The 25,334-nt window shown below is 70.2% G+C and carries 27 protein-coding genes and 1 tRNA gene; 15 read left to right on the top strand and 13 right to left on the bottom strand.

Features of this window, described 5'->3' with window-relative positions; all coding sequences use genetic code 11:
* The first annotated feature begins 64 nt into the window (after positions 1-64).
* The 5 genes from J8J14_RS12155 (at position 65) to J8J14_RS12135 (ending at position 5,101) form a co-directional block, all read left to right on the top strand.
* Positions 65-979 (top strand): ABC transporter permease subunit, encoded by a 915-nt coding sequence (locus J8J14_RS12155; protein WP_209379772.1) that lies wholly within the window; start codon positions 65-67, stop codon positions 977-979.
* Positions 976-2,385 carry a high-affinity branched-chain amino acid ABC transporter permease LivM gene (gene livM / locus J8J14_RS12150; RefSeq protein WP_456307515.1) on the top strand — a complete coding sequence of 470 codons (1,410 nt, stop codon included), beginning with the start codon at positions 976-978 and terminating at the stop codon, positions 2,383-2,385. Before J8J14_RS12155 ends, livM begins: the two co-directional genes overlap by 4 nt.
* Positions 2,382-3,206 carry an ABC transporter ATP-binding protein gene (locus J8J14_RS12145; RefSeq protein ID WP_209379771.1) on the top strand — a complete coding sequence of 275 codons (825 nt, stop codon included), beginning with the start codon at positions 2,382-2,384 and terminating at the stop codon, positions 3,204-3,206. The genes livM and J8J14_RS12145 overlap by 4 nt, the downstream gene beginning before the upstream one ends.
* Positions 3,203-3,916, top strand: a complete 714-nt coding sequence (locus tag J8J14_RS12140) for an ABC transporter ATP-binding protein (RefSeq protein ID WP_456307514.1) — start codon at positions 3,203-3,205, stop codon at positions 3,914-3,916. The genes J8J14_RS12145 and J8J14_RS12140 overlap by 4 nt, the downstream gene beginning before the upstream one ends.
* Before the next feature lie 66 nt (positions 3,917-3,982).
* Entirely contained in the window at positions 3,983-5,101 is a 1,119-nt protein-coding gene (locus tag J8J14_RS12135; protein ID WP_209379770.1) for a branched-chain amino acid ABC transporter substrate-binding protein, read from the top strand.
* Positions 5,102-5,625: 524 nt separating this feature from the next.
* Here J8J14_RS12135 and J8J14_RS12130 read toward each other — a convergent pair.
* Positions 5,626-6,141, bottom strand: a complete 516-nt coding sequence (locus J8J14_RS12130) for a flavin reductase (protein WP_245215708.1) — start codon at positions 6,139-6,141, stop codon at positions 5,626-5,628.
* 83 nt (positions 6,142-6,224) lie between these two features.
* Here J8J14_RS12130 and J8J14_RS12125 point away from each other — a divergent pair, with 83 nt between their 5' ends.
* Positions 6,225-7,436: a hypothetical protein gene (locus J8J14_RS12125; protein ID WP_209379769.1), complete on the top strand. Its 1,212-nt coding sequence runs from the start codon at positions 6,225-6,227 to the stop codon at positions 7,434-7,436.
* 73 nt (positions 7,437-7,509) lie between these two features.
* Entirely contained in the window at positions 7,510-8,988 is a 1,479-nt protein-coding gene (locus tag J8J14_RS12120; protein WP_209379768.1) for a methyl-accepting chemotaxis protein, read from the top strand.
* 9 nt (positions 8,989-8,997) lie between these two features.
* On the opposite strand, the gene J8J14_RS12115 is transcribed toward J8J14_RS12120, so the two are convergent.
* Positions 8,998-9,516 (bottom strand): GNAT family N-acetyltransferase, encoded by a 519-nt coding sequence (locus J8J14_RS12115; RefSeq protein WP_209379767.1) that lies wholly within the window; start codon positions 9,514-9,516, stop codon positions 8,998-9,000.
* A gap of 55 nt (positions 9,517-9,571) precedes the next feature.
* Between J8J14_RS12115 and J8J14_RS12110 the strand changes: the two genes are divergently transcribed.
* From J8J14_RS12110 to J8J14_RS12100, 3 genes are all read left to right on the top strand, one after another.
* Positions 9,572-10,399, top strand: coding sequence for a CoA transferase subunit A (locus tag J8J14_RS12110; RefSeq protein WP_209379766.1), 828 nt, complete (start codon positions 9,572-9,574; stop codon positions 10,397-10,399).
* Positions 10,396-11,151, top strand: a complete 756-nt coding sequence (locus tag J8J14_RS12105) for a CoA-transferase (protein ID WP_209379765.1) — start codon at positions 10,396-10,398, stop codon at positions 11,149-11,151. The genes J8J14_RS12110 and J8J14_RS12105 overlap by 4 nt, the downstream gene beginning before the upstream one ends.
* 63 nt (positions 11,152-11,214) lie before the next feature.
* Positions 11,215-12,435: a CaiB/BaiF CoA transferase family protein gene (locus tag J8J14_RS12100; protein WP_209379764.1), complete on the top strand. Its 1,221-nt coding sequence runs from the start codon at positions 11,215-11,217 to the stop codon at positions 12,433-12,435.
* 143 nt (positions 12,436-12,578) lie between these two features.
* Here the strand turns inward: J8J14_RS12100 and J8J14_RS12095 are convergent, their stop codons facing one another.
* The 3 genes from J8J14_RS12095 to J8J14_RS25435 all read right to left on the bottom strand — a co-directional run bounded on the left by J8J14_RS12095 (position 12,579) and on the right by J8J14_RS25435 (position 15,593).
* The gene (locus J8J14_RS12095) at positions 12,579-13,427 is read right to left on the bottom strand and encodes a CDP-alcohol phosphatidyltransferase family protein (protein WP_209379763.1); all 849 of its coding nucleotides are present in this window, start codon (positions 13,425-13,427) and stop codon (positions 12,579-12,581) included.
* A gap of 6 nt (positions 13,428-13,433) precedes the next feature.
* Positions 13,434-14,135 carry a phosphatidylserine decarboxylase gene (locus J8J14_RS12090; RefSeq protein WP_209379762.1) on the bottom strand — a complete coding sequence of 234 codons (702 nt, stop codon included), beginning with the start codon at positions 14,133-14,135 and terminating at the stop codon, positions 13,434-13,436.
* Between the two features lie 69 nt (positions 14,136-14,204).
* The gene (locus J8J14_RS25435) at positions 14,205-15,593 is read right to left on the bottom strand and encodes a LysM peptidoglycan-binding domain-containing protein (protein WP_209379761.1); all 1,389 of its coding nucleotides are present in this window, start codon (positions 15,591-15,593) and stop codon (positions 14,205-14,207) included.
* A 140-nt stretch (positions 15,594-15,733) separates the two neighbouring features.
* On the opposite strand from J8J14_RS25435, the gene J8J14_RS12080 reads away from it, so the two are divergent.
* A complete protein-coding gene (locus J8J14_RS12080) occupies positions 15,734-16,405 on the top strand; it encodes a cytochrome b/b6 domain-containing protein (protein WP_209379760.1) in 672 nt (223 codons plus the stop codon).
* Positions 16,406-16,432: 27 nt separating this feature from the next.
* Here J8J14_RS12080 and J8J14_RS12075 read toward each other — a convergent pair whose 3' ends face one another.
* On the bottom strand, positions 16,433-16,867 hold the full coding sequence (locus tag J8J14_RS12075) for a c-type cytochrome (RefSeq protein WP_209379759.1): 435 nt from the start codon (positions 16,865-16,867) through the stop codon (positions 16,433-16,435).
* A 147-nt stretch (positions 16,868-17,014) separates the two neighbouring features.
* Between J8J14_RS12075 and J8J14_RS12070 the strand changes: the two genes are divergently transcribed.
* Both J8J14_RS12070 and J8J14_RS12065 read left to right on the top strand, forming a co-directional pair.
* Positions 17,015-17,091, top strand: a tRNA-Pro gene (locus J8J14_RS12070).
* 197 nt (positions 17,092-17,288) lie between these two features.
* Positions 17,289-18,050: a TorF family putative porin gene (locus J8J14_RS12065; protein ID WP_209379758.1), complete on the top strand. Its 762-nt coding sequence runs from the start codon at positions 17,289-17,291 to the stop codon at positions 18,048-18,050.
* Between the two features lie 25 nt (positions 18,051-18,075).
* Here the strand turns inward: J8J14_RS12065 and J8J14_RS12060 are convergent, their stop codons facing one another.
* Positions 18,076-18,264: a DUF2842 domain-containing protein gene (locus tag J8J14_RS12060; RefSeq protein WP_209379757.1), complete on the bottom strand. Its 189-nt coding sequence runs from the start codon at positions 18,262-18,264 to the stop codon at positions 18,076-18,078.
* Between the two features lie 182 nt (positions 18,265-18,446).
* On the opposite strand from J8J14_RS12060, the gene J8J14_RS12055 reads away from it, so the two are divergent.
* Positions 18,447-18,965: an adenine phosphoribosyltransferase gene (locus J8J14_RS12055; protein ID WP_209379854.1), complete on the top strand. Its 519-nt coding sequence runs from the start codon at positions 18,447-18,449 to the stop codon at positions 18,963-18,965.
* 107 nt (positions 18,966-19,072) lie between these two features.
* Positions 19,073-20,020, top strand: coding sequence for a hypothetical protein (locus tag J8J14_RS12050; RefSeq protein ID WP_209379756.1), 948 nt, complete (start codon positions 19,073-19,075; stop codon positions 20,018-20,020).
* A 10-nt stretch (positions 20,021-20,030) separates the two neighbouring features.
* On the opposite strand, the gene J8J14_RS12045 is transcribed toward J8J14_RS12050, so the two are convergent.
* The 6 genes from J8J14_RS12045 to J8J14_RS12020 form a co-directional block, all read right to left on the bottom strand.
* A complete protein-coding gene (locus J8J14_RS12045) occupies positions 20,031-20,825 on the bottom strand; it encodes a DUF1217 domain-containing protein (RefSeq protein WP_209379755.1) in 795 nt (264 codons plus the stop codon).
* Position 20,826: 1 nt separating this feature from the next.
* A complete protein-coding gene (locus tag J8J14_RS12040; RefSeq protein WP_209379754.1) occupies positions 20,827-21,195 on the bottom strand; it encodes a flagellar biosynthesis regulator FlaF in 369 nt (122 codons plus the stop codon).
* The gene (locus J8J14_RS12035) at positions 21,192-21,626 is read right to left on the bottom strand and encodes a flagellar biosynthesis repressor FlbT (protein WP_209379753.1); all 435 of its coding nucleotides are present in this window, start codon (positions 21,624-21,626) and stop codon (positions 21,192-21,194) included. Before J8J14_RS12035 ends, J8J14_RS12040 begins: the two co-directional genes overlap by 4 nt.
* A 143-nt stretch (positions 21,627-21,769) precedes the next feature.
* Positions 21,770-22,606, bottom strand: a complete 837-nt coding sequence (locus tag J8J14_RS12030) for a flagellin (RefSeq protein ID WP_209379752.1) — start codon at positions 22,604-22,606, stop codon at positions 21,770-21,772.
* A gap of 120 nt (positions 22,607-22,726) precedes the next feature.
* Positions 22,727-23,803 carry a flagellin gene (locus J8J14_RS12025; protein WP_209379751.1) on the bottom strand — a complete coding sequence of 359 codons (1,077 nt, stop codon included), beginning with the start codon at positions 23,801-23,803 and terminating at the stop codon, positions 22,727-22,729.
* Complete coding sequence (locus J8J14_RS12020; protein WP_209379750.1) at positions 23,803-25,326, bottom strand: flagellar hook-associated protein FlgK; 1,524 nt, start codon at positions 25,324-25,326, stop codon at positions 23,803-23,805. Before J8J14_RS12020 ends, J8J14_RS12025 begins: the two co-directional genes overlap by 1 nt.
* Positions 25,327-25,334 lie beyond the last annotated feature (8 nt).

The following is a 25,334-nucleotide window of genomic DNA, read 5'->3' as shown; positions in this document are numbered from 1 at the left end:
AGCTTCATGCCGGGACGCTTCACCGCCGGGAAAACCCGGCTCCTGGAAAAGACGGAGACCGCGCTTGGCCTATGCCCTGCAGCAGCTCATCAACGGCGTCGCGCTGGGCATGATCTATGGATTGATCGCGGTGGGCTACACGATGGTCTACGGGATCATCGGCATGATCAATTTCGCCCATGGCGACATCTTCATGATCGGCGCCTTCATCTCCCTCATTTCCTTCGTGCTGATCTCCATGGGGGGGTGGGGAACCGGGCCGGGCGCGATCCTCCTCGTGCTCCTGGTCTCCATGGCCGTCACGGCGCTCTATGGCTGGTCGGTGGAGCGGGTGGCCTACCGGCCGCTCCGCGGATCCTTCCGCCTGGCGCCGCTGATCAGCGCCATCGGCATGTCCATCGTGCTGCAGAACTATGTTCAGGTGGCCCAGGGCGCGCGGGTGAAGCCGATCGAATCCCTCGTCACCGGCAGCGTGGAGCTTTGGCACGGGAATGGCTTCGCCGTCTCGATCTCCACCATGCAGGCCATGATCGTGATCGTGACCCTCGTCATCCTCGCCGTGTTCACCTGGCTGGTCACGCGGACATCGCTGGGGCGGGCCATGCGCGCCTGCGAGCAGGACCGGAAGATGGCGGGGCTACTGGGCATCGACACGGACCGCACCATCAGCATCACCTTCGTCATCGGCGCGTCGCTCGCCGCGGTGGCCGGCACCATGTACCTGCTGCGATACGGGGTGATCGACTTCTATATCGGCTTCCTGGCCGGGGTTAAGGCTTTCACAGCCGCCGTGCTGGGCGGCATCGGCTCCCTGCCCGGGGCGGTGCTGGGCGGGCTGCTCATCGGGCTGATCGAGACCTTCTGGAGCGCCTATTTTTCCGTCCAGTACAAGGATGTCGCGACCTTCGCGATCCTGGCGATCACCCTCGTCTTCATGCCGACCGGCCTGCTGGGCCGCGCGGAAGTGGAGAAGGTATGAGCGGCGCCGCCTCGCCGCTCGGCACGCCGCATGAGGGCGGGCGCCCGCACAATGACGACGGCGTGCCCGATCCGGGGGAACTGACCGGCATTCCCCGCGGCGCGGCGCCGCCCCGGGCCCGCCCGCCCCTTTCCCATGCCATGCGGGATGCCGGGATCGCGGCCCTTGTCGCGCTCGGGCTTTTCGTGCCGCTGGTGGGGCTGCGCACGGATGTCGGGCCCATGGGCGGTGGGCTGATCATCCGCACGCGCTGGGCGGACGTGGCCATCCTGGTCGCCCTCGTCTTCGCCGGGCGGCTGGCGCTGAATCTCTGGGAGAGCTTCCGGCCGGAGCGCAAGCCGCAAACGGCGCAGCGCACGGCCCTCCTGCTCCGCATCGGCACCCTGGTGGCGCCGGTCCTCCTGCTCTTCGCCATCGCCTTCCCCGTCCTGCCCGGCACCACGCGCTACGGGCTGGATCTCGGCATCCTGGTGCTGACCTATGTGATGCTGGGATGGGGGCTGAACATCGTGGTCGGCCTCGCCGGGCTCCTCGACCTCGGCTATGTCGCCTTCTACGCGGTTGGCGCCTATTCCTACGCGCTGCTCTCCACCAGCTTCGGCTGGTCCTTCTGGGTGTGCCTGCCGCTGGCGGGGATCATGGCAGCCTTCTGGGGCGTGCTCCTCGGCTTCCCCGTGCTCCGGCTGCGCGGCGACTACCTCGCCATCGTCACCCTGGCCTTCGGCGAGATCATCCGCGTCGTCCTCATCAACTGGGTGTCGCTAACGGGTGGGCCGAACGGCATCTCCGGCATTCCCCGCCCCTCCTTCTTCGGGCTGACCTTCAGCGCGGGTGGCGGGCCCGGCTCCTTCGCGGATTTCTTCGGGCTGGAACCATCCCCGACGCACCGGGTGATGTTCCTCTACTACCTCATCCTCGTGCTGGCGCTGCTGACGAACTGGGTGACCATCCGGCTGCGCCGCCAGCCCCTCGGCCGCGCATGGGAGGCCCTGCGCGAGGATGAGATCGCCTGCCGCGCGCTGGGCATCAACGTCACCAACACGAAGCTGACGGCCTTCGCCATCGGCGCGATGTTCGGCGGCTTCGCCGGTGCCTTCTTCGCCACGCGCCAGGCCTTCATCAGCCCGGAGAGCTTCACCTTCATCGAGAGCGCCATCATCCTCGCCATCGTCGTGCTCGGGGGCCTCGGCAGCCAGCTCGGGGTGGCGCTCGCCGCCCTGGTGATGATCGGCGGGTTCGAGGCGTTCCGCGACCTTGAGGAATGGCGGATGCTCGTCTTCGGCGGGGCCATGGTGGTGATCATGGTCTGGCGGCCGCGCGGCCTCGTCTCCACCCGCACGCCCTCGATCTCCCTGGGCAAGCGGAGGGCCATATCCGGCGACCTGGTGGGAGAAGGCCACGGATGAGCGCGCCCATCCTCCAGGTGCGGGAGCTGGTCATGCGCTTCGGCGGCCTGACCGCCGTGAACCAGGTTTCCTTCGAGGCCGCGCAGGGCGACATCACCGCGGTGATCGGCCCCAATGGCGCCGGCAAGACCACAGTGTTCAACCTCATCACCGGCTTCTACACGCCGAGCGCCGGCGAGATACTGCTGAATGGCCGGGACGGCCAGCGGGCGCTGCACAACACGCCGGGCCACCGGATCGCTCAGGCGGGCGTGGCCCGCACCTTCCAGAACATCCGCCTCTTCCCCGGCATGACGGTGCTGGAGAACCTGCTGGTCGCGCAGCACAACCGGCTGCAGGCGGCCACCGGCTTCGGCATTGCCGCCGTGCTCGGCCTGGGCCGCTACCGCGCCGCCGAGCGCGAGGCGGTGGAGCGCGCGAAGCACTGGCTGGAGGCGACACGGCTGATGGACCGCGCGGATGACGCGGCCGGCAGCCTGCCCTATGGCGCGCAGCGGCGGCTGGAGATCGCGCGGGCCATGTGCACCGATCCCGTCCTGCTCTGCCTGGACGAGCCGGCAGCCGGCCTCAACCCCCGCGAATCCGAGGAGCTGGCCGAGCTGATCCGCCTGATCCGCGGCCGCGGCTGCTCCATCCTGCTGATCGAGCACGACATGGGCGTGGTGATGCGAATTTCCGACCACATCGTGGTGCTGGACCATGGCAAGAAGATCGCCGACGGCACCCCCGCCCAGATCCGCGCCGATGAAAAGGTGATCGCCGCCTATCTCGGCGAGGGAGACGAGGACGAGGCCCCCGCCCCGGCGGAGGGTGCGGCATGAGCGCGATGCTGCGGATGGAGGGCGTCACCGCCGCCTATGGCGCGGTGGAGGCGCTGAAGGGCGTTTCCATCCATGTGGACCAGGGCGAGATCGTGACGCTGATCGGCGCGAACGGCGCCGGAAAGTCCACCCTGCTGATGACCATCTTCGGCAGCCCGCGCGCGCGCCAGGGACGCATCACCTTCGAGGGGCGGGACATCACGGGCCTGCCCATGCACGAGATCGCGCGTGCCGGCATCGCGCAGTCACCGGAAGGCCGCCGCATCTTTCCGCGCATGACCGTGCGCGAGAACCTGCTGATGGGGGCGCAATCCTTCGGCGTCGATCCCGCGCCGGGGCTGGAGCAGGCCTTCACCCTCTTCCCGCGCCTCAAGGAACGCGAGGCGCAGCGCGGCGGCACGCTTTCGGGCGGGGAGCAGCAGATGCTCGCCATCGCCCGCGCCCTGATGTCCCGCCCCCGGCTGCTGCTGCTGGACGAACCCTCGCTCGGCCTCGCGCCACTCGTGGTGCGGCAGATCTTCTCCGCCATCCGCACGCTGAACGCCGAGACGGGGCTGACCGTGCTGCTGGTGGAGCAGAACGCCAACCAGGCGCTGCGCCTCGCCCATCGCGGCTATGTCCTCGTCACCGGCCGCACCACGCTCCAGGGCACGGGGGCGGAGCTGCTGGCCCGGCCGGAGATCCGGGACGCCTATCTCGGAACCCATTGAAGCCTGGAGCAGCGCGGTTCTAGGCTCTCATCCAACCGTTCCAACGGAGGCTTCACCAAGATGACCATGCAGCGTCGCACTCTCCTGGGGGCCACCATCGCGGGCCCCGCGATCCTTGCCGCCGGGGGCGCCCGCGCCCAGGCGCGCGGCCCGATCCGCATCGGCATGGCCGGGCCGCTCACCGGCGCCAACGCCACCTTCGGTGCCCAGATGCGCGAGGGCGCCAGCCAGGCCGTGACCGACATCAACGCCGCCGGCGGCGTGCTCGGCCAGCAGATCGTGCTGGAGACGGGCGATGATGCCTGCGACCCGCGCCAGGCCGTCTCGGTCGCCAACCAGCTCTCGGGCCGGCAGGTTCGGGTGGTGATCGGGCATTACTGCTCCGGCTCCTCCATCCCCGCCAGCAAGGTCTATCTGGAGGAAGGCGTGCTGCAGATCAGCCCCGCCTCCACCAACCCCGCCTATACCGACCAGGGCGGCTGGAACACCTTCCGCACCTGCGGGCGCGACGACCAGCAGGGCGCCATCGCCGGCAAGTACATTGCCGATACCTACAAGGGGAAGCGCGTCGCCGTGCTTCACGACAACTCCGCCTATGGCAAGGGTCTGGCGGACGAGACGAAGAAGGCGATGAACGCGGCCGGGCTGAACGAGGAGATCTACGCCGCCTATACCCCGGGGGAGCGTGACTACAACGCCATCGTTTCCCGCCTGAAGGCCGGCAACATCGATGTCATCTATGTCGGCGGCTACCACACCGAGGCCGGGCTGATCGTTCGCCAGGCCAAGGAGCAGGGGATGAATGTCACGCTCATCGGCGGCGATGCGCTGATGACGAACGAGTTCTGGCAGATCAGCGGCGCCGCCGGGGAAGGCACGCTGATGACCTTCTCCTCCGACCCGCGCAAGCGCCCGACCGCGGCCGAGGTGGTGGAGCGCTTCCGCGCCCGCAACGTGAACCCCGAGGGCTTCGTTCTCTACACCTATGCCGCCACCCAGATCTGGGCCGAGGCGGCGAAGAAGGCGAATTCGGTGGATCCGCGCCGCGTCGCCGAGACGATGAAGTCCTCCGGCCCCTGGCAGACCGTGCTCGGCCCGATCAGCTTCGACCGCAAGGGCGACGTGACCGTGCCTGACTACGTCTTCTATGTCTGGAAGAACGGCAGCTACGCCGAGATGTCTTGAAGACGCGGAGACGCTTTCCCATCTCCGTTCACGTCAACAACATGAAAGGAGGTGATCCGGTGTCTCATCGCATCAACCAGGTCCTCGTGGCCGCCACTCGGATCACCGTGCAGGGCTGAACCCGCACGGGTCACCAGGTGACGCGGGCCGCGAACCGGCCGCGCGATGGGAAGGCCCCGGCGGGACACCGCCGGGGCCTTCTGCGTTTCCTGACCTCCGCGCCTTCGCCCTCATCCTTTGGCGGTGGTCTGTCCCGGGGAGAGGAAGAAGGAATTCTTCCTCTCCCCGGACCCCTCACCATCATCTTCTTTTGGCAGTTTGGAGCGGTTCGGCTGGCGGTGCGCCTCCGGTCGATGACCGGAGGCGACTGCAAGGGCAGGATAAGGGCTCAGAAACCCCTGCTTGCATCGCATCCGCGGCAGCCAGATGGGGTTCCAAGGGCCTCAGGCCCTTGGCGGGTGAGGTCCGGAGAGGGCAGAGCCCTCTCCGGGAACCGCATTGTCAGAACACGAAAAGCCGCCCGCCTAACCCGGCAGGCCGACAGGGTGGTAGTTGCGAGAAAACCAGATCAGCGCCGGCCTCTGGGCACCGAGGCGGATCGCCCGCACCTGGGCGAAGACGACGCTGTGCGTGCCCTTTTCCACGACCTCCTCGACCCCGCAATCGATGGCGGCCACCGCTTCCTCCAGCGCCGGGGCGCCGGTGACGAGGCTGGACCAGTTGCCGAAGGCGAAGCGGGCCACCTGGTCCGCCCCGGTGAAGCCGGCGAATAGGTTGGAGAGCTCCTGCGCATCCCCGGGCAGGACATTGACGCAGAGCACGCCATTCGCCTGAACCGCCGGGTTCAGGCTGCTGTTGCGGTTCATGCAGACCAGGAGCGTGGGGGGCGAGTCCGTCACGCTGCAGACCGCGCTGGCAGTGATCCCGACGCGCCCGGCCGGGCCATCCGTGGTGACGATCGTGACGGCAGCACCGAGCCGCGCCATGGCATCGCGGAACTCCTGGCGGCTCGGCTCCATCACGGCGATCCCCTGCTGCATTGCGCCTTGGATATCGCGCCGATTGCCGGTTTTTCATAGGGCCGCTCTCTCGCCCTGGCGGGGCACGGCGCTAGATGCAGGGCATGAGCGCCAGCGAACGCCGATCCCTTCCCCGCCGCGCAGCCCTGGCGGTGCCGCTTCTCCTTGCCCGCCCGGCAGGTGCGGAACCGGGCTGGGCCGGGCTGGCGGCGGATGCGCTGGCGCCCATCCGGCACGCGGCCGCCGCGGCGGACGGGCCGGCGCTGCTGAAATCCTTCACCACCGAAGGACGGGAGGATTTCGACCGGGTCCATGCCGAAGTTGCCTTCACCTATGACAACGCCCTGGCCGGCCTGGCCCTGCTGGCGGGTGGGGAGCGCGGCCTGGCCTTGCGGATCGCCGAGGCGCTGCGTCTGGCCCAGGAGCAGGATCGCCATTGGCAGGACGGGCGGCTGCGGAACGCCTATCCCGCCGGGCGCGTCTTCGCCGAGGCGCCGCGCAGCATCCGCCCGCCGGGATGGTGGGATGCGGCGCGCGGCCAGTGGCTGGAGGATGGCTACCAGGCCGGCAGCGCCGCCGGGCCCATCGCCTTCGCCATGCTGCTCTGGACCGCGCTGGGGGACCCGCCCTTCCGCCACGCGGCCGGACGGGCGGCGGATTGGCTGGAAAGGCTTCGCGGCCCCAGGGGCTTCCGGGGCGGCACCATCGGCCATGAACCCGCCCCCGATGCGCTTCCATGGGTAAGCACCGAGCAGAACCTCGATCTGGCGGTGGCCTTCGGGCGGCTGGGGCGCGGCGACGCGGCAGCCCATGCGGCAGGCTTCGTGCGCTCCATGTGGATGGAGGCGGAGGGCCGCTTCGCCATGGGGCTGGCGCCGGATGGCGCGGTGAACCGGGGCAGCGCACTGGACGCCAATCTCTGGCCGGCCCTGGCCTGGCCCGGCCAAGGGCTGGAGCGGGCGCTGGACTGGGTGCTGTCACGGCACGGGCTCCCGTCCGGCGCGCCTCCCGCTGAGATGCAGGGGCTCGATTTCAACGACGACCGGGACGGCATCTGGATGGAGGGCACGGCGCAGGCGGCCTTGCTGCTGCGGCGGTTGGGGCGCGGTGCCCTGGCGGCGCGCTTCGCCAACACCATCGCCCGGCACCGCCGCCCGGATGGCTGGATCGCGGCGGCAAGCATTCCCTGGCTCACCACCGGGCTGGGCACCGGGCTGCGGCCGGGCATGGCGGATTTCCTCTATCCGGCGCGAGGCCATCTGGCCGCGAATGCCTGGGCCGCCCTGGCCGCCCTGGATGTCAGCCCCTTCGGCTGAAGCCGCGCTTACCCTTCCTTCATGGGGCTCCGCCTAGCGTGAGCGCGGGAACAGCCAGGATGGAGCCCGCGAGATGTTCGGCAGCTTCCGAGCCGAAAGCGCCACCGCTCTTCGCGTGGCGGCGCTGGATGCGTTGCGGACGAATGTGATGATCGCCGACAGCGACCTGACGATCATCTACATGAACCCTTCCGTCATGGCGCTGATGCGGGAGGCGGAGCCGGAGCTGAAACAGGACCTGCCGCGCTTCAGCGCGGACCGGCTGATCGGCAGCAACATCGATGTGTTCCACCGGAACCCCGTCCACCAACGGCAGCTTCTCGCCCGCATCACGCGGCCGCATGAGGCCACCATCCGCGTCGGCAGCCGCAGCTTCGACCTGCGGGTCTGCCCGCTCATGCGCGGCACCACCCGCCTCGGCTTCGTCGTGGAATGGGCGGATGCGAAGGAACGGCTGCTCAACCTCGATTACGCGGCGCAGGTGGCCGCCGTCAGCCGTTCCCAGGCCGTGGTGCAGTTCACGCCCGAGGGCGTGGTGCTGGATGCCAACGAGAACTTCCTGAACAGCATGGGCTACACGCTCGACGAAGTGCGTGGGCAGCACCACAGCATCTTCGTCGAACCCGGCATGCGCGGCAGCGCCGAATATGCGCAGTTCTGGGAAGGGCTGAAGGCAGGCGAGCACCAGGCCGCGCAGTTCCGCCGCGTGGCGAAGGATGGCAGCCCCGTCTGGATCGAGGGCTCCTACAGCCCGCTCCTGGACCCGCAGGGGCACGTCTCGAAGGTGGTGAAGATCGCGAGCGACGTCACGGCCGAGGTGAGGCTCCTCGCGAACCTGAAGGCGTTGATCGACGTGAACTTCCAGGAGGTGGAAGGCGCAATGACGCTCTCCACCACCGAGGCATCCTCGGCCACCCGCGCGGCGGATGACATGGCGAGCGGCGTGCAGACCCTGGCCGCGAGCGCGGAGGAGCTGGCATCTTCGATCGGGGAGATCGCACGGAACATGGCGGAATCCCGGGTCGCGACCGAGAATGCCTCGGGCCAGGCCAATGCGGGGGAGGAGAGCACGGCGAAGCTGATGGCCGCCGCCCAGGCGATGAGCGGCGTCGTCAGCCTCATCCAGAACATCGCGGGGCAGGTGAACCTGCTGGCGCTGAACGCCACGATCGAGGCGGCACGCGCCGGGGAAGCCGGAAAGGGCTTCGCCGTGGTGGCGGCGGAGGTGAAGAACCTGGCCAGCCAGACCGCCGCCGCCACGGAGCAGATCGCCCGCGAGATCGAGGGCATCCAGGCGACATCGGGCGCCGTCGCCGGCTCGCTCTCTGCGATCCGGGAGGCGGTGGATTCCGTGCGCGAGCATGTCGCCGTCACCGCGGCGGCGGTGGAGGAGCAGACGGCGGTCACGCAGAGCATGTCCGCCAGCATGGCCAGCGCCTCGGCCGCCGTGCGCACCGTCTCGGCCAGCGTCGGCCAGATCGCGATGGCGGTGGAGCAGGCCTCGGGCGCCGTGGCGAAGACGAAGGAGGCGGCGCAGGTGCTGGTGCGCTAGGACAGCCTTCTACCCGCGGTCGAGCGCGTACCAGACATGGTGCCGGAGGCGGTGGCCCGGCGGCACGCGGGGATGGTCGAAGAAGCTGGAGCGGCGCATCCCAAGCCGCTCCATGAGGCGCCAGGACCGCTCATTCTCCATGGTGGTGAAGGAGACGATGCGGTCCAGCCCCAGCTCGCCGAAGCCGCGTGCCAGGGCGAGGCGGGCCGCCTCGGTGGCGAGGCCTCGGCCCTGGAAGGCGGGGCGGAAGCGCCAGCCGATCTCCACCGCCGGGGTAAAGCTGGCCTCGAAGCCGACCCTGAGGAGGCCGCACATCCCGGCCAGTTCGCCCGCCACCTCCACGGCCCAGAAGGTGAAGCCGTGTTCCGCCGCATGGGCCCGCAGCCGGTCCATCAAGGCGTCGGATTCCGCGCGGGACAGGGTGGCGGGGAAGTGGCGCATCACCGCCGGATCGGCGTTCATCGCGGCGAAAGCGGCCCTGTCCTCATCCCGCCAGTCCCGCAGGGCAACACATCCAGTTGCGGTCATCGCCCCCTCCCCTTCCGGCCCGGCTCGGCCTAGCCTCCATCCCGGAGGAACTGCAATGACGCAAGTGAGCCTGGAGGCCCTGGCGGCCGCCGTACCAGACGGTGCGATGCTGGCCCTGCCGCCGGATAATTCCCTTCCCTCGGTCGCCCTCGCCAAGGCACTGGTCCGGCGGGGCGCAAGGGGGCTGCGGCTGCTCGGCGTTCCCGTCTCGGGCTTTGCGACCGACCTGCTGATCGGCGCGGGTTGCGTGGCGGAAGTGCAGACCAGCGCCGTCTCCCTGGGCGAGGCCGGCTTCGCGCCCCGCTTCTCCGCGGCGGTCAAGGCGGGGACCATCACCCTGCGCGACGCCACCTGCCCCGCCATCCACACCATGTTGCAGGCCGCCGAGAAGGGCGTGCCCTTCATGCCGCTGCGGGGCGTGATCGGCAGCGACATCCTGGCGCATCGCCCGGACTGGCGCGTGGTGCAGAACCCGCTCTCGGACAGGCCGGACCCGATCCTGGTGCTGCCCGCCCTGCATCCGGACGTGGCGGCGATCCATGCGGTGATGGCGGATTCCGAGGGTAATGTCTGGGTGGGGCGCCGCCGCGAATGCGCCACCCTCGCCCATGCCTCCCGCAAGCTGCTGGTGACGGTGGAGCGGGTGGTACCCGGCAATTTCCTGGAGGATGAGCGCCTGGCTCCCGGCGCCATCTCCGCCACCTATGTGGAGGCCTTCGCCGTGGCGGAGCGCGGTGCGCATCCCGTGGCGCTGCTGGACGAATATGGCTTCGACGCCGGCTATGTCGCCGCCTATGCCCGCGCCGCCCGCACGGAGGAAGGCTTCCGGGCCTGGGCGGATGAGCATGTCTTCGGCCACGCGGCCCGGGTGGCCGCGGAATGAGCGCCGTGGTGCAGCCCGAGGAGCGGCTGGCGGCGGTCCTCGCGCGGCTGATCCTCGATCCATCCGCCCCGCCCGTGCGGCATATCGCCGTGGGCGCGGCCTCGCCCATCCCGGCAGCGGCCTGCTGGCTGGTCTCGAAGCTCGGCCATCCCGTGCGGCTCTCGCTGCTGCACAAGCGCAGCGGCAATCCCTTCACCGAGGGTTCGCGCGAGCTCTTCGACCTCACGGGCCAGGGCCGGATCGACCTTTTCTTCCTCGGTGGCGGGCAGATCGACGGGCAGGCGAACATCAACCTGATCGGCACGGGGGAATGGCCCGGCCAGGGCGTGCGCTTCCCCGGCAGCTTCGGCTCGGCCTTCATGTACTTCATGACCCCGCGCACGATCCTTTTCCGGGAGGAGCATTCCCCCCGCGTGCTGGTGCCGCGCGTGGACCATGTCTCCGCCCCCGGCGTCTCGCCGCCCGAGGTGTTCCGGCGCGGGACGGCCCAGGCGCTGGTGACGGGGCGCTGCGTCTTCCGCTTCGACCCGGGCCGGGCCCGGTTCACGCTGGAAAGCACCCATCCCGGCGAGAGCCTGGACAGCATCCGGGCCGAAACCGGCTTCGACTTCGACGCCCCGGTTGAGGTGCCCACTACCCCGGACCCGACGCCGGAGGAGTTGTCCCTGCTGCGGGGGCCGGTCTGCGACGAGATGCTGGAGACCTATCCGGAGTTCTGCTCCCGGGTCTGGGCGCGCGCCGCGGCGGCTTGATCGCGGCACCCGCTTGAGCCCAACCCTGCATGGGGGCAGAACGGGGGAGACGGAGGAAGTTCCATGACCGACGCGCTCCCCCAGGCGGAAACCAAGACCGGCGGCGCCCTGTCCGGCATCCGGGTGATCGACCTCACCCGCGTGCTGGGCGGCCCCTATTGCACCATGATCCTGTCCGACCACGGGGCGGAGGTGATCAAGATCGAGCCGCCCCAGGGCGACGAGGTGCGCGCCTGGGGCCCGCCCTTCCTGGATGGCACGGCCAGCTACTTCCTCGGCGTGAACCGCAACAAGCGGAGCATCGCCCTGGACCTTTCCAAGCAGGAGGGGCGCGACGTGCTGCTGCGCCTGCTGGAGGGCGCCGACGTCCTGGTCGAGAACTACAAGCCCGGCAGCATGGAGAAGTGGGGGATCGGCTACGACACCCTCTCCCAGCGCTTCCCCCGGCTGGTGCATTGCCGCGTCTCCGGCTTCGGCGCCGAGGGGCCGCTGGGCGGGCTGCCGGGCTATGATGCCATCGTGCAGGCGATGGTCGGGCTGATGTCCATCAATGGCGAGCCGGGCAGCGGGCCGCTGCGCATGGGCACCCCGGTGGTGGATCTCGCCACCGGCCTCTACTCCACCATCGGCATCCTGATGGCGCTGCAGGAGCGGGAGCGCTCCGGCCGTGGCCAGTATGTGGACATGACGCTGCATGACTGCGGCATGGCGCTGCTGCACCCCCAGGCCGCCAACCACTTCCTGAACGGCAAGCGCCCGGTGGCGACCGGCAACCCGCATCCGAATATCAGCCCCTATTCCAAGTTCCCCACCGCCACCTGCGAGATCTTCGTCGCCTGCGGCAATGAGCCGGCCTGGCGCAAGTTCTGCGCCTTCCTCGGGCTGGAGGAGATCGTGAACGACCCGCGCTTCGCCACCAATGGCGACCGCGTGGTGAACCGCGACGCGCTGAACGCCATCCTGGAGGAACGGCTGCGGACCGAGGACGGCCATGCCCTCTGCGACAAGATGCTGAAGGCCGGCCTGCCCGCCGGCCCCGTGCTCTTCGTGGACGAGGCCGTGGCGGCGCCGCATACCAAGGCGCGCAACATGGTGGCGGAGATCGGCGAGTTCCGCGCCCTCAACACGCCCATCAAGCTCTCCCGCACGCCTGGTGGCGCGCGCAGCGTGCCGCCCCGCTTCAACGAGCATGGCGAGGCCGTTCTCTCCGCGGCGGGCTACTCCGCCGAGGAGATCGAAGGGCTGAAGGAGAAGGGCATCCTGGTGGAGAAGCCGCGCGGCTGAGGCCGCGCCAGGCCCGGGACCGAGGCGGCAGGAGCCGCAATGGCGCCTTCAGCGGCGGAGGCGATCCTGCGCCGCCGTCGCTGAAAGGCCTTCCTTCATGGCGCAGGAGGATGTGAGGCGGGTGACCTCGGTGGCGGCGGCCTTCAGGTCGCCGCGGAGCTTTCCTCGGGGTCCATCGCCAGCCGCGCCGCTGCCAGCTTCTGGCGGTAGGAGTGAAGGGAGAACGGGATCATCCCCATATAGAGGAGCCCGGCGGCGGCCAGCGCGGCCCAGGGCTCCGCCACGAGCAGCGCGGCATAGGCGGCGGCGCCCAGCATCAGCGGCAGCACCGCTTCGCGCGGGATCTTCACCTTCTTGAACGACCAGGTGGGCAGCGTGCTCACCAGCAGCGCCGCGATCCCCACCAGCAGCACGGCCGAGAAGACTGGGTGCCGCATGGCACCGGCCAAGCCGTGCAGGCCCCAGCCATCGAGGGTGAGGGCCGTGAAGATCGGGAACAGGGCCAAGCCGGCCCCTGCCGGCGCGGGCACGCCCGTGAAGAAGCCGGCCGGACGCGGCACGCCGCCCGGCGTCAGCGGCGCATCGATCGCGGCGTTGAAGCGCGCAAGGCGCAGCGCCATGCAGGCGGCGAAGAGAAGGCAGGGGATGAAGCCCAGCCCTCGCGCGTCATGCAGCGTCCAGAGATAGAGGATGAAGGCCGGCGCCACGCCGAAGCAGAGGAAGTCCGACAGGCTGTCGAACTCCGCCCCGAAGCGCGACGTGGCCTGCAGAAGCCGGGCCAGCCGCCCGTCCAGCCCGTCGATGAAGGCCGCGACGACGATCAGGGTCACCGCCGGCTCCCAGCGATCCTCGATCGCGAAGCGGATCGCGGTCATGCCGGCGCAAAGGCCGATCATCGTCAGCAGGTTCGGCAACAGCCGGTTGAAGGACAGGCCATGCAGCCGCGGGCGGCGCCGCGGGGTGAAGCGGAAGCGGCGCGGCGCCTGTCCCATCAGTTGCTAAACTCCGGTGCTGTGGCTGGCGGCGGGAAGGGAGAGATCGGCGATCACCGTCTCCCCACCGATCATGGTCTGGCCGACCTCGACAAGCGGCCGCACGCCCTCGGGCAGATACAGGTCGGTGCGGCTGCCGAAGCGGATGATGCCGAAGCGCTCGCCCCCGCGCACCCGGTCGCCCTCGCGCACATGGCAGAGGATGCGGCGCGCGATGAGGCCGGCGATCTGGATCACCGCGATGTCGCGGCCATCATCCAGGCGGATGGCCAGGGCGTTGCGCTCATTGTCCACGCTCGCCTTGTCCAGCGATGCGTTGAGGAAGGCGCCGTGGCGATAGGCGATGCGGGTGACCGTGCCGTCGATCGGCATGCGGTTCACATGCACGTCCAGCACCGAGAGGAAGATGGCCACGCGCCAGCGCGGCGCGGAGCCGAGGCCCAGATCCTCCGGCGGCACGGCCGGCTCGACGGAGACGACATGCCCGTCCGCCGGTGAAACGAAGAGGCCGGGCCGGGCCGGCGTCACCCGCTCCGGGTCACGGAAGAAATAGAGGCAGAATCCGGTGAAGGCCGCGCCCAGCCAGAAGAGCCAGCTTCCGACAGCGAGGCCCCCGATGACGGCCACGGCCGCCCCGCCGATGAGGAAGGGCTTGCCGGCCGGGTGCGGGGGCGCGAGGACGAGGCGCATGCTGTGCGCGAGGGACATGGCGATCCAGGTAAGAGGGGAGGCCCGGTTATGGTTGCTCCCCCGCCCCCGGACAACCCTCGGACTGGATCAGGGGACGGAGGGAACGGAGAAGACCTGGCCCGGATAGATGCGGGAAGGGTTCCGGATCTGGGCCTGGTTCGCCCGGTAGATCACGGTGTAGCGGATGCCGCGCCCATAGGCATCACGCGCAATCCGCCACAGATTGTTGCCGGGCTGCACCACCACCCGCCCCTCCCCCAGCGCGCCAGGTGACAGGGATTCGCGCTGGAAGGCCACCTCGATCCGGTTCGCGACCTGCACCTGCTCCTGCCCGGCCGCGAACTGGTCCACCCGCAAGGTATGGCGGCCCACCGCGGGCGGCTCGGCCGGGGCCAGGGACCAGCGGCCCGCCGCATCCGCGGCCGTGTCGCCGAGATGCCGGCCATCCGCATAGAGGCGAAGCCGCGCGCCCGGCGCGGCCGTGCCGGCGAAGCGCATGGTGTTGCTGTCGTCGTAATCCACGATGTCCAGACCCAGCGGGGCGGTGGCCGCACCCCCGGTGGGGGCGGAAAGGCTGCGCGGGGCGGCTTCAGCCGTGGGCGGCAGAAGCAGGACCAGGGGCTGCTCGGCCCGGGTTTCGGCCGCCGGCGCGGCCTCCGCGGTCCTGGCGGGCTCCTCCTGGCGAGGCTCCGTCCGGGCCGGCGTAGCGGCTCCCCGCTCCTCTGCTCCGGCCTGGATGCCGGCCCGCTGCGTGGCGGCGGGACTGGGCTGGTCCCCCTGGCGAGGGGCCTGCTGGTTTCCTGCCACCGCCTCGGCGGGCTTGGCAGGCTCCTCGCGCCGGGGTCCCTGGCCCTCCGGCCGCGCGGTGGCCTGGGCCATCCGGGGATCGGCGGTGCTGGGACCGACCACCAGCACGGTATCGGGGCCGCCCATCTCCTCGCCCCCGGGCAAGCGGGCGCGCAGGGACAGTTCCCGGGCACCCGCCCCGATGGGATCAGCGGGCAGGATCACCCATTCCCCGCGCCCATCGGCACGGGCCCGGCCGATCTCGCGCCCGCCCTCATACAGGATGACCTCGGCGCCCGGCGCGGCGCGGCCGGCCACCACCATCATCCCCCGCGCCCCCATCCGCACCACGTCGAAGCGCGGCGGCTCCGCGGCGCGGGCGGGCCGGCGCTCGGCCTGGGCAGGCGGGGAAGCGGAGCTGGCCATGCCATCGGCGGGCCGGGTGGAACCGGCGGGCTGTTCGGTGGGCAGGGACCTTGGCTGGGCGCCGGTCTGGTCAGCCCCGGCGGAGGCGGTGGCGGCGGAATGGGGGGGCGGTGCCTGGCGGGGCGCCTCGGCCGGCCGCACCCACGGTGCGGCTGCCATGGGCAGCAACACCTGGTCCCGGGTTCCATAAAAGGCGGCGGCGCCGACAACACCAAGCAGGACCGCGGCGCCGCCGACGACTCGCAGCCGCGATGCGTCTGTCATGCCTGCGTAACTACGTCGTTCCATTGTCAAATCACAAGGGCGGCTGCTGTGCCGTGGCATATTTTGCTGCCCGCGCGCATCGCCTCTGGGCGGGTGCGGCGCAACATTCCTATCCTGCCTGCGGAGCGAGGGAGGTCGGGATGCCGGGCGAGGCCAGGATTCGCGTGAAGGTCTGGGATGGCTGGATCCGCCTGTTCCACTGGGGTCTCGTGGCCCTGATCGGCTTCTCCTGGTGGAGCGCGGAAACCGGCCGCCTGGACTGGCACATCCTTTCGGGGGAGGTGATCCTCGCCCTGCTTCTCTTTCGCCTTGCCTGGGGTTTCCTCGGCTCCGACACCGCGCGCTTCTCGCGCTTCCTGCGATCCCCGGTGGAGGGGCTGCGGCATCTGCGGCATCTGCATCGGCGCGAGCCGGATACCGAGATCGGACACAATGCGGCCGGCGGCTGGATGGTACTGGTGCTGCTCGGCCTCATCCTGGCGCAGGCGGTCTCGGGCCTGTTCACCGATGACGGCATCCTCGCGCGCGGACCGCTGGCACGCAGCGTCTCTCCCGGCCTGGCGGATTCGGCGCGCAGCCTTCACTTCCTGGTCTTTGACCTGGTCCTGATCGCGATCGGCCTGCATGTGCTGGCCGTCCTCGCCTATGCCGTGCTCAAGCGGCACGACCTGGTGCGCCCGATGGTGACCGGCTTCAAGAAGCTGCCGGCGGGCTTCGCGGCACGGGCCCCGCGCATGGGCAGCCCCTGGCTGGCCCTTGTGCTTCTTGCCCTGGCGGCTGGGGTGGTGACGGTGATCGCCCGCCAGGGCTGATCACCGCCACCAGGCCCCACGCTTGGCTCAGCGCGACCGGTAGTTGCGGTGGCAGGCGCCGCAGGTGGCGCCCATGGCGCGAACCGCGGCGGTGGTCGCGGCCGCATCCCCGCTGGCGGCGGCGACCCGCAGCGCCTCGGCCGCCGTGGACGCGTTGGCCGCGGCACGCTCGAAGCCCTCCCGCTCGGACCAGACGGTCGGCAAGGCGCGGGTTCCGCCGCCGTCGGAGCCCGGCGGGAAAAGCGTGGGGAGATTGCGGAAGAAGGCCGCCATCTCCTCGGCGCGGGGCGCCGCATCCCGCGTGTCGCCGCCGGCCTGGGCGACGGCCCCGATCGCTTCGAGATTCGTCTGCATCCTGCGCAGCCCCTCCTTGCGGGTGGAGACGGGATCGGGCTGCGCGACGGCCGCGCCGAGGATCGCGAAGGAGGCCAGCAGCGTGGCAGGAAGAAGCAGATGTGCCATGGGACCTTTCCAGGGATGGTTTCGCCCGAAGTATGGAATGTCCCGGCGATCGGCGCGATGAAATTACCGCATCGGGATTATCCGTGCCCGGTGCCCTTGCCGTGCCCGCGGCAGGGCGTTATACGCCCGCACCCCGACGTCGTCTGACGGAGCGTAGCTCAGCCTGGTAGAGCACTGTGTTCGGGACGCAGGGGCCGGAGGTTCGAATCCTCTCGCTCCGACCAACGACGAAGGGAAAGCCCCGCATGGCCCGGCCATGCGGGGCTTTTCTATTTCGCCCTCCTATAGCCGGGGCGGAGAATTGTGGCGGATCGGCAACATCCCCCGCCGTCACCGCCGGGTGGGCCCGCCAAACCCGCCGCGCTGGCACGCGCCTCGCTTGGCGAGTTTGGCCACGCAAGCGCGTGAGGGGGACCATTCCATGAAGAACAATGTCGTCGCCGCGGCCACATTCGCGCTGGGGCTGTCTCTGGCGGGCGGCACCGCGGGCGCCTTCGAGATTGAGGGGACTGGCCTGACCATCGGCATCACGCCCACCATTTCATCGGACTACCTGTTCCGTGGCGTCAGCCAGACCCAGAACCGGGGCGCGGTACAGGGAACGGTCGATATCCAGCACAGCACCGGATTCTATGTCGGCGCCTTCGTCTCCAATGTCACCTTCCTCGGCACCAATGCCCGGCAGGAGATCGACGCGCTGGCCGGCTGGCGCACCACCCTGGGCGGGGTCAGCCTGGACCTGGGCGGCATCGCCTACACCTATCCCGGCTACCGCAACCCCGAGGGCTCGGGCCTCTATGACCTCCAGTACTACGAACTGGCGGTGAAGGCCTCCTACGAGATCCCATCCCTTCCCGTGCCGGTGAAGGTGCTCGGCGCCTTCAACTGGTCGCCGAACTACCAGCTTGAAACCGGGAATGGTTACTACCTCGAGGGCGGCGTCGAGATCGGGCTTCCCTATGATCTCACCTTGGGCGGCCGGTTCGGCTACCAGTGGATCCAGAACAACCCGCGCTGGGGTTCGCCGGATTTCGCGAACTGGAACGTGACGCTGTCCTACAAGTTCTCGGACTTCGTCCTGACCGCCGGCTACTTCGACACGGATCTGAACCGCCGCGAGTGCTTCGCCGGGCAGAAGATCTGCGACGCCCGCGGCATGGTCTATCTCAGCCGCACCTTCTGAAGCCGCAAGGCCGGGCGGCGCGAGCCTATTTCCGCGCCGCCCAGTACATCAGGCGGCTGATCGGCCAGACCCAGGCCATCCCGGCGACCAGAAAATAGAGCAGCTGCAGTGTCCAGTGCCGCGGCAGCACGAAATCGGCCAGCGCCACTGCCGCCCCGATATAGAGCAGAATGCCAAGAACACCGGCCATGACGGCCACGGGAATGCGCGACATGGCCCTGCAGGTGCCGGATTCCTGCGCGCGCGCCAAGCCTTTTCCGTCCTGCACCACTCCGCCCCGCCCCGCCCGGTTTGCCCCCGCCCCCCGGCCCGGCCTATGACGCGGGCCGCCATTTCCACACGGAGTCCCGTGCGATGACCGACAGCCCCGCCGATGCGTCCACCGCCGGCGCCGCCATCGATATCAAGGACCATATCCGCGGCATCCCGGATTTCCCGAAGCCCGGCATTCTCTTCTATGACATCTCCACCCTGCTGCGGCATGGGCCGGCCTGGAAGGAGGCGATGCGCCGCCTGGCCGAGGTCGTGCGCCCGCACCGCCCCACCCTTCTTGCGGGAATCGAGAGCCGCGGCTTCCTGGTCGCCGCCCCCCTCGCGCTGGAGCTGGGCCTCGGCTTCGTGATGCTGCGCAAGCGCGGCAAGCTGCCGGGCGCCATCATCGGGCTGAACTACGCCCTCGAATACGGCACGGACCGCATCGAGATGCAGGCGGATGCCGTGAAGCCCGGCGACCGCGTGGTGGTGCTGGACGACCTGCTGGCCACCGGCGGCACCCTCGCGGCCTCCATCGCCCTGCTGCGCCAGGCCGGGGCCGAGGTGCCGGCGGCCGCGGCGCTGATCGAGCTCACCTTCCTGAAGGGCCGCGAGCGGCTGGGCGACACCGCCTTCGCCTCTCTCGTGGCCTATGACGACTGAGCCGGGACTGATTGCCACATTCCCGCCCCAGCAACCCGGCAGCGTCCGCTACCATGATGACGCCTGCGCAGCCTGACCGGGCCCGACCGGCTCGCATGTCCCCTCTGGTGTCCCCTCTGGGGCGGCGGAATGCCGGGCTTGCCATGCTCGCCCTCGCTTTGCCCCGCCCCGCGGGCGCGCAGGCCCAGGACAGCGGCACGATCCTCGTGCCCGGGCCGGAGGATGGTGGCTGCGCCCGCTGGGCCGCCCGGGCCGCCGCCGTGCTCACCCGGGGATTGCAGCGGCCTGCCAACCTGCGCCTGAGCGTCCTGGGCGGGCCGGATGGTGTGACCGCCGCCAACCGCTTTGCCACGCAGGAGGGCGGGAACGACGCACGCTTCCTCGTGCTGCCGGGCTGGACCTGCCATGTGCGCCTGACCGGCGCCACCCGGGCCCGCTTCGAGCCGCGCGGCTGGCTGCCGCTGATGCTCACCTGGCACGGCGCCCTGCTGGCCGGGCGGGGGGCCCTTCCCACGCGCCCGCTGGTACCGCTGCGCATCGCCATCCCCTCCCCCGATGCTCCCGAGGCCGCGGCGCTGGCCGCGCTCGACCTGCTCGGGATCACGGCCCAGCCCGTGATCGGCGTGCCCGAGGCAGCCTTCGCTGCCGGCGAGGCGGACGCGCTGATCGTGACGGGACCGGATCCGGCGGCACGCGCCCGGGCCATGGGCGCGGTGCCCTGGTATCTGCTCTCCACCCCTGCCGAGGGGCAGCTTTCGGAAATCCCGCCTTTCCCCGTCACCTCCCCTGCCCATCGCGGTGTCCTGGCCGCCGTGGCCGGTCTGCAGATGCGGGCGGCACTGGTGATGCCGGCGCTGACCCCGGCCGACACGGTTGCGATCTGGCGCCGCGCGGCCATGCGCTGGCCAGATGAGGAAAGGGCCCATCCGGATCTGGGGCTGGCGCTGATCGGAACGGGGGCGGCGGGCGCCTTCGCCATCCTCTCCCCGCCCCCCGAGGCCACGCTGGCCTATCGCAGCTGGCTGGACCAGCGGCTGGGCTGGCGCGCGGGGTAGGCCCCCGCGATCAGGCAAAGAGACTGAGCAGGCCGGAGCCGCTCCCGCCCATGCCTCCGCCTGCCGCAGTCATCACATAGCGTTCTGCCAGCTTCGTCGCCTGCCGGGGATCGGCGAGCTTCGACAGGTCGATCCGCGAGGTGATGGCGCGGGCCTGGGTTTCCACTTCCTGGATCGCGATGGTCTGCGGCAGGCCAAGCGCGCCTGTGACCACGCGCCGCAGCACCGCATCGCCCAGAACCTCATAGGCGGTCAGCGGCTTTCCCGTTCCCGCCCGCTGCTGGAAATAGAGGGCATCCGATATCCCCGCCGCCTCCTCGTTCCGGGAGAGGCGCCACTGATAGGCCGTGTAGGCCTCGGTGAGGGTTTTCTGCACCCCGGCGTCGCGCAGGCCCTCCAGGCCACGCTTGGCCAGGTTCAGGGTGCTCGCAGCGCTCTTCCAGCGCGCATCCGTGACGGCCAGCTTGGAGGCAAGGGACTTCGGATCGGCCGGATCCGACAGGAGCGCGCGCATCACCAGCCCAGGCGAGCCCACCGCATCCGGCAGGCCCAGGGCCGGCATCAGCACGGCGGACACGCGGGGGTCGCGCAGCGCAGCCTCCACGGTTTTCGCGCGCGCGATCCCCTCGGTGAAGCGGGACAGGGCCAGCTTCACCGAGGCATCCTTCGCAATCTGCGCGACGCCCTTCTGCTCCGCTCCCGGTGCCGTCGCGCGGCGGAAGGCGAGCACGGCCGATGCGGGATCGGCCGTGCTCCGGGCGACACCGCCGCCACCCAGGACTGAAAGAGCGAGCGAGCCGGACATGCTAGTTGTTCATGGAAAGCCCGGCGGCCATGCTCTCATTGACCTCGATCAGGAAATCGAGGTCAGGCTCCGGCTTCTCCATCTCGCGCAGCACGCTCCGCCCCACGGAGATGATGGAGGCGCGCAGCGGCGGCGGCAGCGCATTGGTGGGATCGAGCAGGACACCTTCCACCGCCAGCCAGAGCCGCCGGTTATCGGCCAGGGCGCGCACGGCGCGCAGCCCGGCCTCCCCGCCCCTTCCACCATTCGTCACCAGCGCGGCCCGCAGCGCGCCGTTCACGCGGCGGAACACATCCGCCTCCTGCACGCGCGGTGGCATGGCCGCGCGGGCGGCGCGATAGGCATGGGCGGGGCTCGGATGCGGCATCATGCGGTCATCTCCTCCGGCACGGGTCGGGTGGTGGGCGGGGCGATGCCGAGCACCGCCTCCTCATGCCGCATGACGCGGCGGGCGAGCTTCAGGGCCGTGTAGCAATCATCCTCCTCCGCCGCCGTCAGGGCCCGGTCGAGCATGGCGGAGGCGAGGTTGGAGGTGGTGGCGGCCTGGAACTCGGCGATGAGCGCGCGTGCCGCTTCCAGCCCGCGCTCGCGCTCCTCCTCGCTGCCGATATAGGCGGTCTGGAGCGCGAAATAGATGCGGCGCGCGGGGGTATCGGCCGCCTCGGGCGGAAGGATCTGCTTCCCGAAGAGGAAGCGCGCCTTCGCCGTGAGTTCGATGCGCGTGCGGTTGCGGAAGCGGATGGGTGCGCCGTTGACGACCATCAGGTCGCCCTGGCGCAGTTCGAGAACCAGCGTGGACACGGTCTTCGCGTTCCTTCGTGGCTTGCAGGGCGTGCCGCGGATGCTGCGCGGGAACGGCCCTGCCGCCGGGGGCGGAAATACGCCCGGCGCGATGGAGGGGGGAGAGCACGGGGCGCCGCAGGTCTTTCACGGCGCCATGCCCTTCAGCGGAACAGGCTGAGCAGGCTCTGCGGAGCCTGGTTCGCGATGCTCAGCGATTGCGTGCCCAGCTGTTGCTTGATCTGCAGCGCCTGCAGCTTCGCGCTTTCCTTCGCGAGATCCGCATCGACCAGCGCGCCGAGGCCGGTCTCCAGCGCGTCCATCTTCTCCTTGTTGTAGGAGACCTGGCCCTCCAGATACTTGTTGTTGCTGCCGAAGGTGTTCAGCGCGGTGCTCACCGCCGCCATCTTCGTGGCGAAATCGCCGCCCGAGGCCAGCGCCGTGGCCGCCGCGGCCGCGGTGAACGTGGTCGAGGCGACGGTGAGGTTGGCCCCGTCCACGGCGCTGAGCGTGTAGGTGGTGCCGGATTCGTTGCGGACGGTGGCGATGTTGCCGCCCACCGAACCGGCGGCGCTGGCGGTGCTCAGCAGCGTCCGGCCGTTATAGGTGGCATCCGAGATGTAGTTCGACACCTGGGTGCGCAGCGAATCATATTGCGACTGGTACTGCGTGCGCTGGGAATCGGAGAGGGTGCCGTCCGCCAGCTTCACGAGCACGCCCCGGATCTCGCCCATGGTTTCCGAGACCTTGTTGAGACTCGACAGCGTGGTGTCCAGCACGCCCTTCACGCCACCGATCTGCTCATTGGCGGAGGTCAGGCCGGCGATATCCGCGCGCACGGCCTGGGCCACCGCGAAAGCCGCGCCGTCATCCTTCGCATCGGCCACGCGGAAGCCGGTGGAGATGCGCTTCTGGGTGACCGCCAACGCATCATTGGTGCGGTTCAGCGACTGCAGCGCCACGGCGGCGCCCATATTCGTATTGACTGAATTCAGGGCCATGTCCTGCCCCTTTCCTGTCCGGCAGGGCCCGTGCGGCGGCCCCTGCCCGTTGCGCTCCGCCTTTTGCGGTATGGGACCATCCTGTCCCCCGCGCGGTTAACGCCGTTTGAATCCCTGCCTTCAGCGCATGAAGCTGGCGATGGAAAGGCCAGAGAGCATGGCGAGCGCCTGCCAGGAGGCCTGGAGGCGCGTCTGAGTCTCCTGCAGCGCCGTCAGCGCGGCCGCCATGTCCACCTCCTCCACATCGGCGATCTGCGCGGACAGGGCCACCTGCAGCTCCTCATGCCGCCCCCTGGCCGACTCCAGCCTTGCCTCCGACTGGCCAAGCGCGCCGGCCTCCTCGCCCAGCACGACCATCGCGGCGTTCAGCCCCTTCTTCACGCTGGTCATCACCGCGTCGAAATCCGCGCCGGCCGCGGTCTTGTCCGGGGAGAGGCTGGCCAGGGTCATCAGGCCGCGCAGCAGGTCGCGGGACCAGCTTCCGGCCTCGCTGCCGGCGGGGTCCGCGGCGGCGTTGCGGCTGGCGAAGAGGCCGGTGGCCACGCTTTCCCCATCGCCGGTCAGCGTGGCCGGGCGGGGCTCGTTCAGCCCGCGCGCCGGATCGGTGGAATAGGCGGAAAAGGGCGTTGCGCCCGGCGCGGTGGTGGATGCGGCGGCGAGGGTGGCGGAAAGCACCGCGCCGCTGTTGCCGGGCGCCAGCGAGGCGATGGCGGCGGCGATATCCGTGGCCATGGCGGTTCCCATGATGCCGCCCGGATCGGGAATGGGGGGGTTGGCCGTGTCGGCGCCCCCGAAGAGGTAGGATCCGGTGTGCTGCTCATTCAGCAGGGCGGCAACCTGCCCGATCGCCTGGCGCGCGCTGCCGGCCAGGGCGGTGATGCGCGTGCTGTCCGCGCTGCTCACCTTTCCGGCCTGGGTCAGGAATTCCTCAGCGATGGAGGAAAGGCGCTCCAGCGCCTCCTGTGCGGCGCCGGTGCGGCCCAGGGCGCGGCCGATGGCGGTTGCATGCGTCTCCCGCCGGTCCAGCTCCGCGCGCAGGCTGATGGAGCGCCGGGCATCGCCGGCGAGATCGCCATAATAGGTGCCGCGCCGGCCATCGATGGTCTGGGCCGAGAGTTTGTCCATCTGCGCCTGGAGGCTCGCGGACTGCGCGACGAGCCGCGCCAGCACGCCAGAGCCGATGCCCGGGATCGCCATCAGCGCACCGCCTGGAAGAGGGTGTCGTACAGGCCCTGCACCACCGAGATCAGGCGGGCATTCGCGGCATAGGCGGTCTGCAGCGTCATCATCCTGGCCAGCTCCGTGTCCATGTCCACGCCCGAGCGCTCGGAGAAGGCTGTCTCGAGCGTGGAAAGGAGATCGCCAGCGGCCTTTCCGTCCTCCTCCGCCCGCGCGCGCGCGGCGGCCTGGGTGGCGACAAGCCGGCCAGCATGCTCACCGAGGCTCCGGGCGTTGCGGAGGGTGGAGGAAAGGCTTCCATCCGGCCCCAGTCCACCAAAGGCGAAGGCGGGATGCGGATTTCCCGCCGAGGCCTCGTTGCCCAGGCTGTGGTTCAGCACGCGATCGATCAGCGTGGTGAATGCGGCGGGGCCGCCGGCGGGGTTGGGGGTGAAGGCGCTGGGTCCGCCCGGCAACCCGACCACGGCATGCGTGCCATCCCGCAACAGGGTGGAATCGGCCAGCACGGCCGGGTTCACCCTCAGCGCACCGGAGAAGCCGATCCAGCCACTGGTCGCATAGGGCGTGGCAGGATCGGGAACCGCGCCGGAATCCCCGGTGAAAAGGCGGAGCCCCTGCGCCTCGAAGCGCGCGGCCAGGTTGGCGGCGGAGACGTCCAGCTCCGCCTGGGCCAGCGGCAGATCCCGGTCCCGCAGGGCGGCCAGCGCGGCGAGGGAACCGTTCCCGAGCTGCGCGGTGACATCCACGCCGCCCAGCACCACCCCCGGCAGGGTGCCGCTGCCGCCGTGATAGGCCTGGGCGCCGACCGCCGCTGCGGCGATGGAGAAAGGCCCTTCCTGTGCATGCAACGGCAGGGCGAGGCCTCCGGCGCCGATCAGCACCATGTTCCCATCGGCATGCCCGACGGCCCGCACCTCCATAATGGCGGCGATGCCGGCAACGGCGAGGTCCCGCTGGTCCTCCAGCTCCACCGTGCTCATGCCCTGGGCCCGCAGCGGCACGATGCGCGCCGTGAGATCGGAAACCTGCCGCAGCGCGCGATTCAGCGCGGCGACACCCTCCTCCAACCCGTCCTGCGCACCCTGGCGGGCTTCCTGGATGGCGGCGGAGACGGTTTTGTAGCGCGCGGTAAGCGCCTCCGCCGCATCCAGCACCGCGCCCTGCAGCAACGCGTCCGCGGGATCACCGCGCAGAAGGACGAAGGCATCGCCCAGCGCACCGGTCAGGTCGGCCACGGATTCCCCCGTGGCGCCATGCGCCACCTCCACGCCTTCCAGCAGGCGGGCGCGGGTGGATGCTGCCTCGGCGGTGGCGCGGGCGGCGTTCAGCTTCGTCAGCAGCGCCGCATCCACGGCGCGCGTCGCCTCGGCGCTGCGCACCCCGGCGGAGAGCCTGCCGGCGACGGAGGCCTCTCCTTCCACGGTCTTGCGCGTGTAGCCCGGCGTGGCCGCGTTCGCGACATTGGCCGCCGACTGCGCGAGCTGGCGATTGACATGGGACAGCCCGCTGCGCGCGATGGAGAGTGCGAGGTCGAGGCTCATCCGCTCCG

This window comes from Pararoseomonas baculiformis (genome assembly GCF_017813395.1).
In the GTDB taxonomy this organism is placed as follows: Bacteria; Pseudomonadota; Alphaproteobacteria; order Acetobacterales; family Acetobacteraceae; genus Roseomonas; species Roseomonas baculiformis.
Note: the sequence above shows the minus strand (reverse complement) of the source record. Positions and strands in the feature narration are given on the sequence as shown.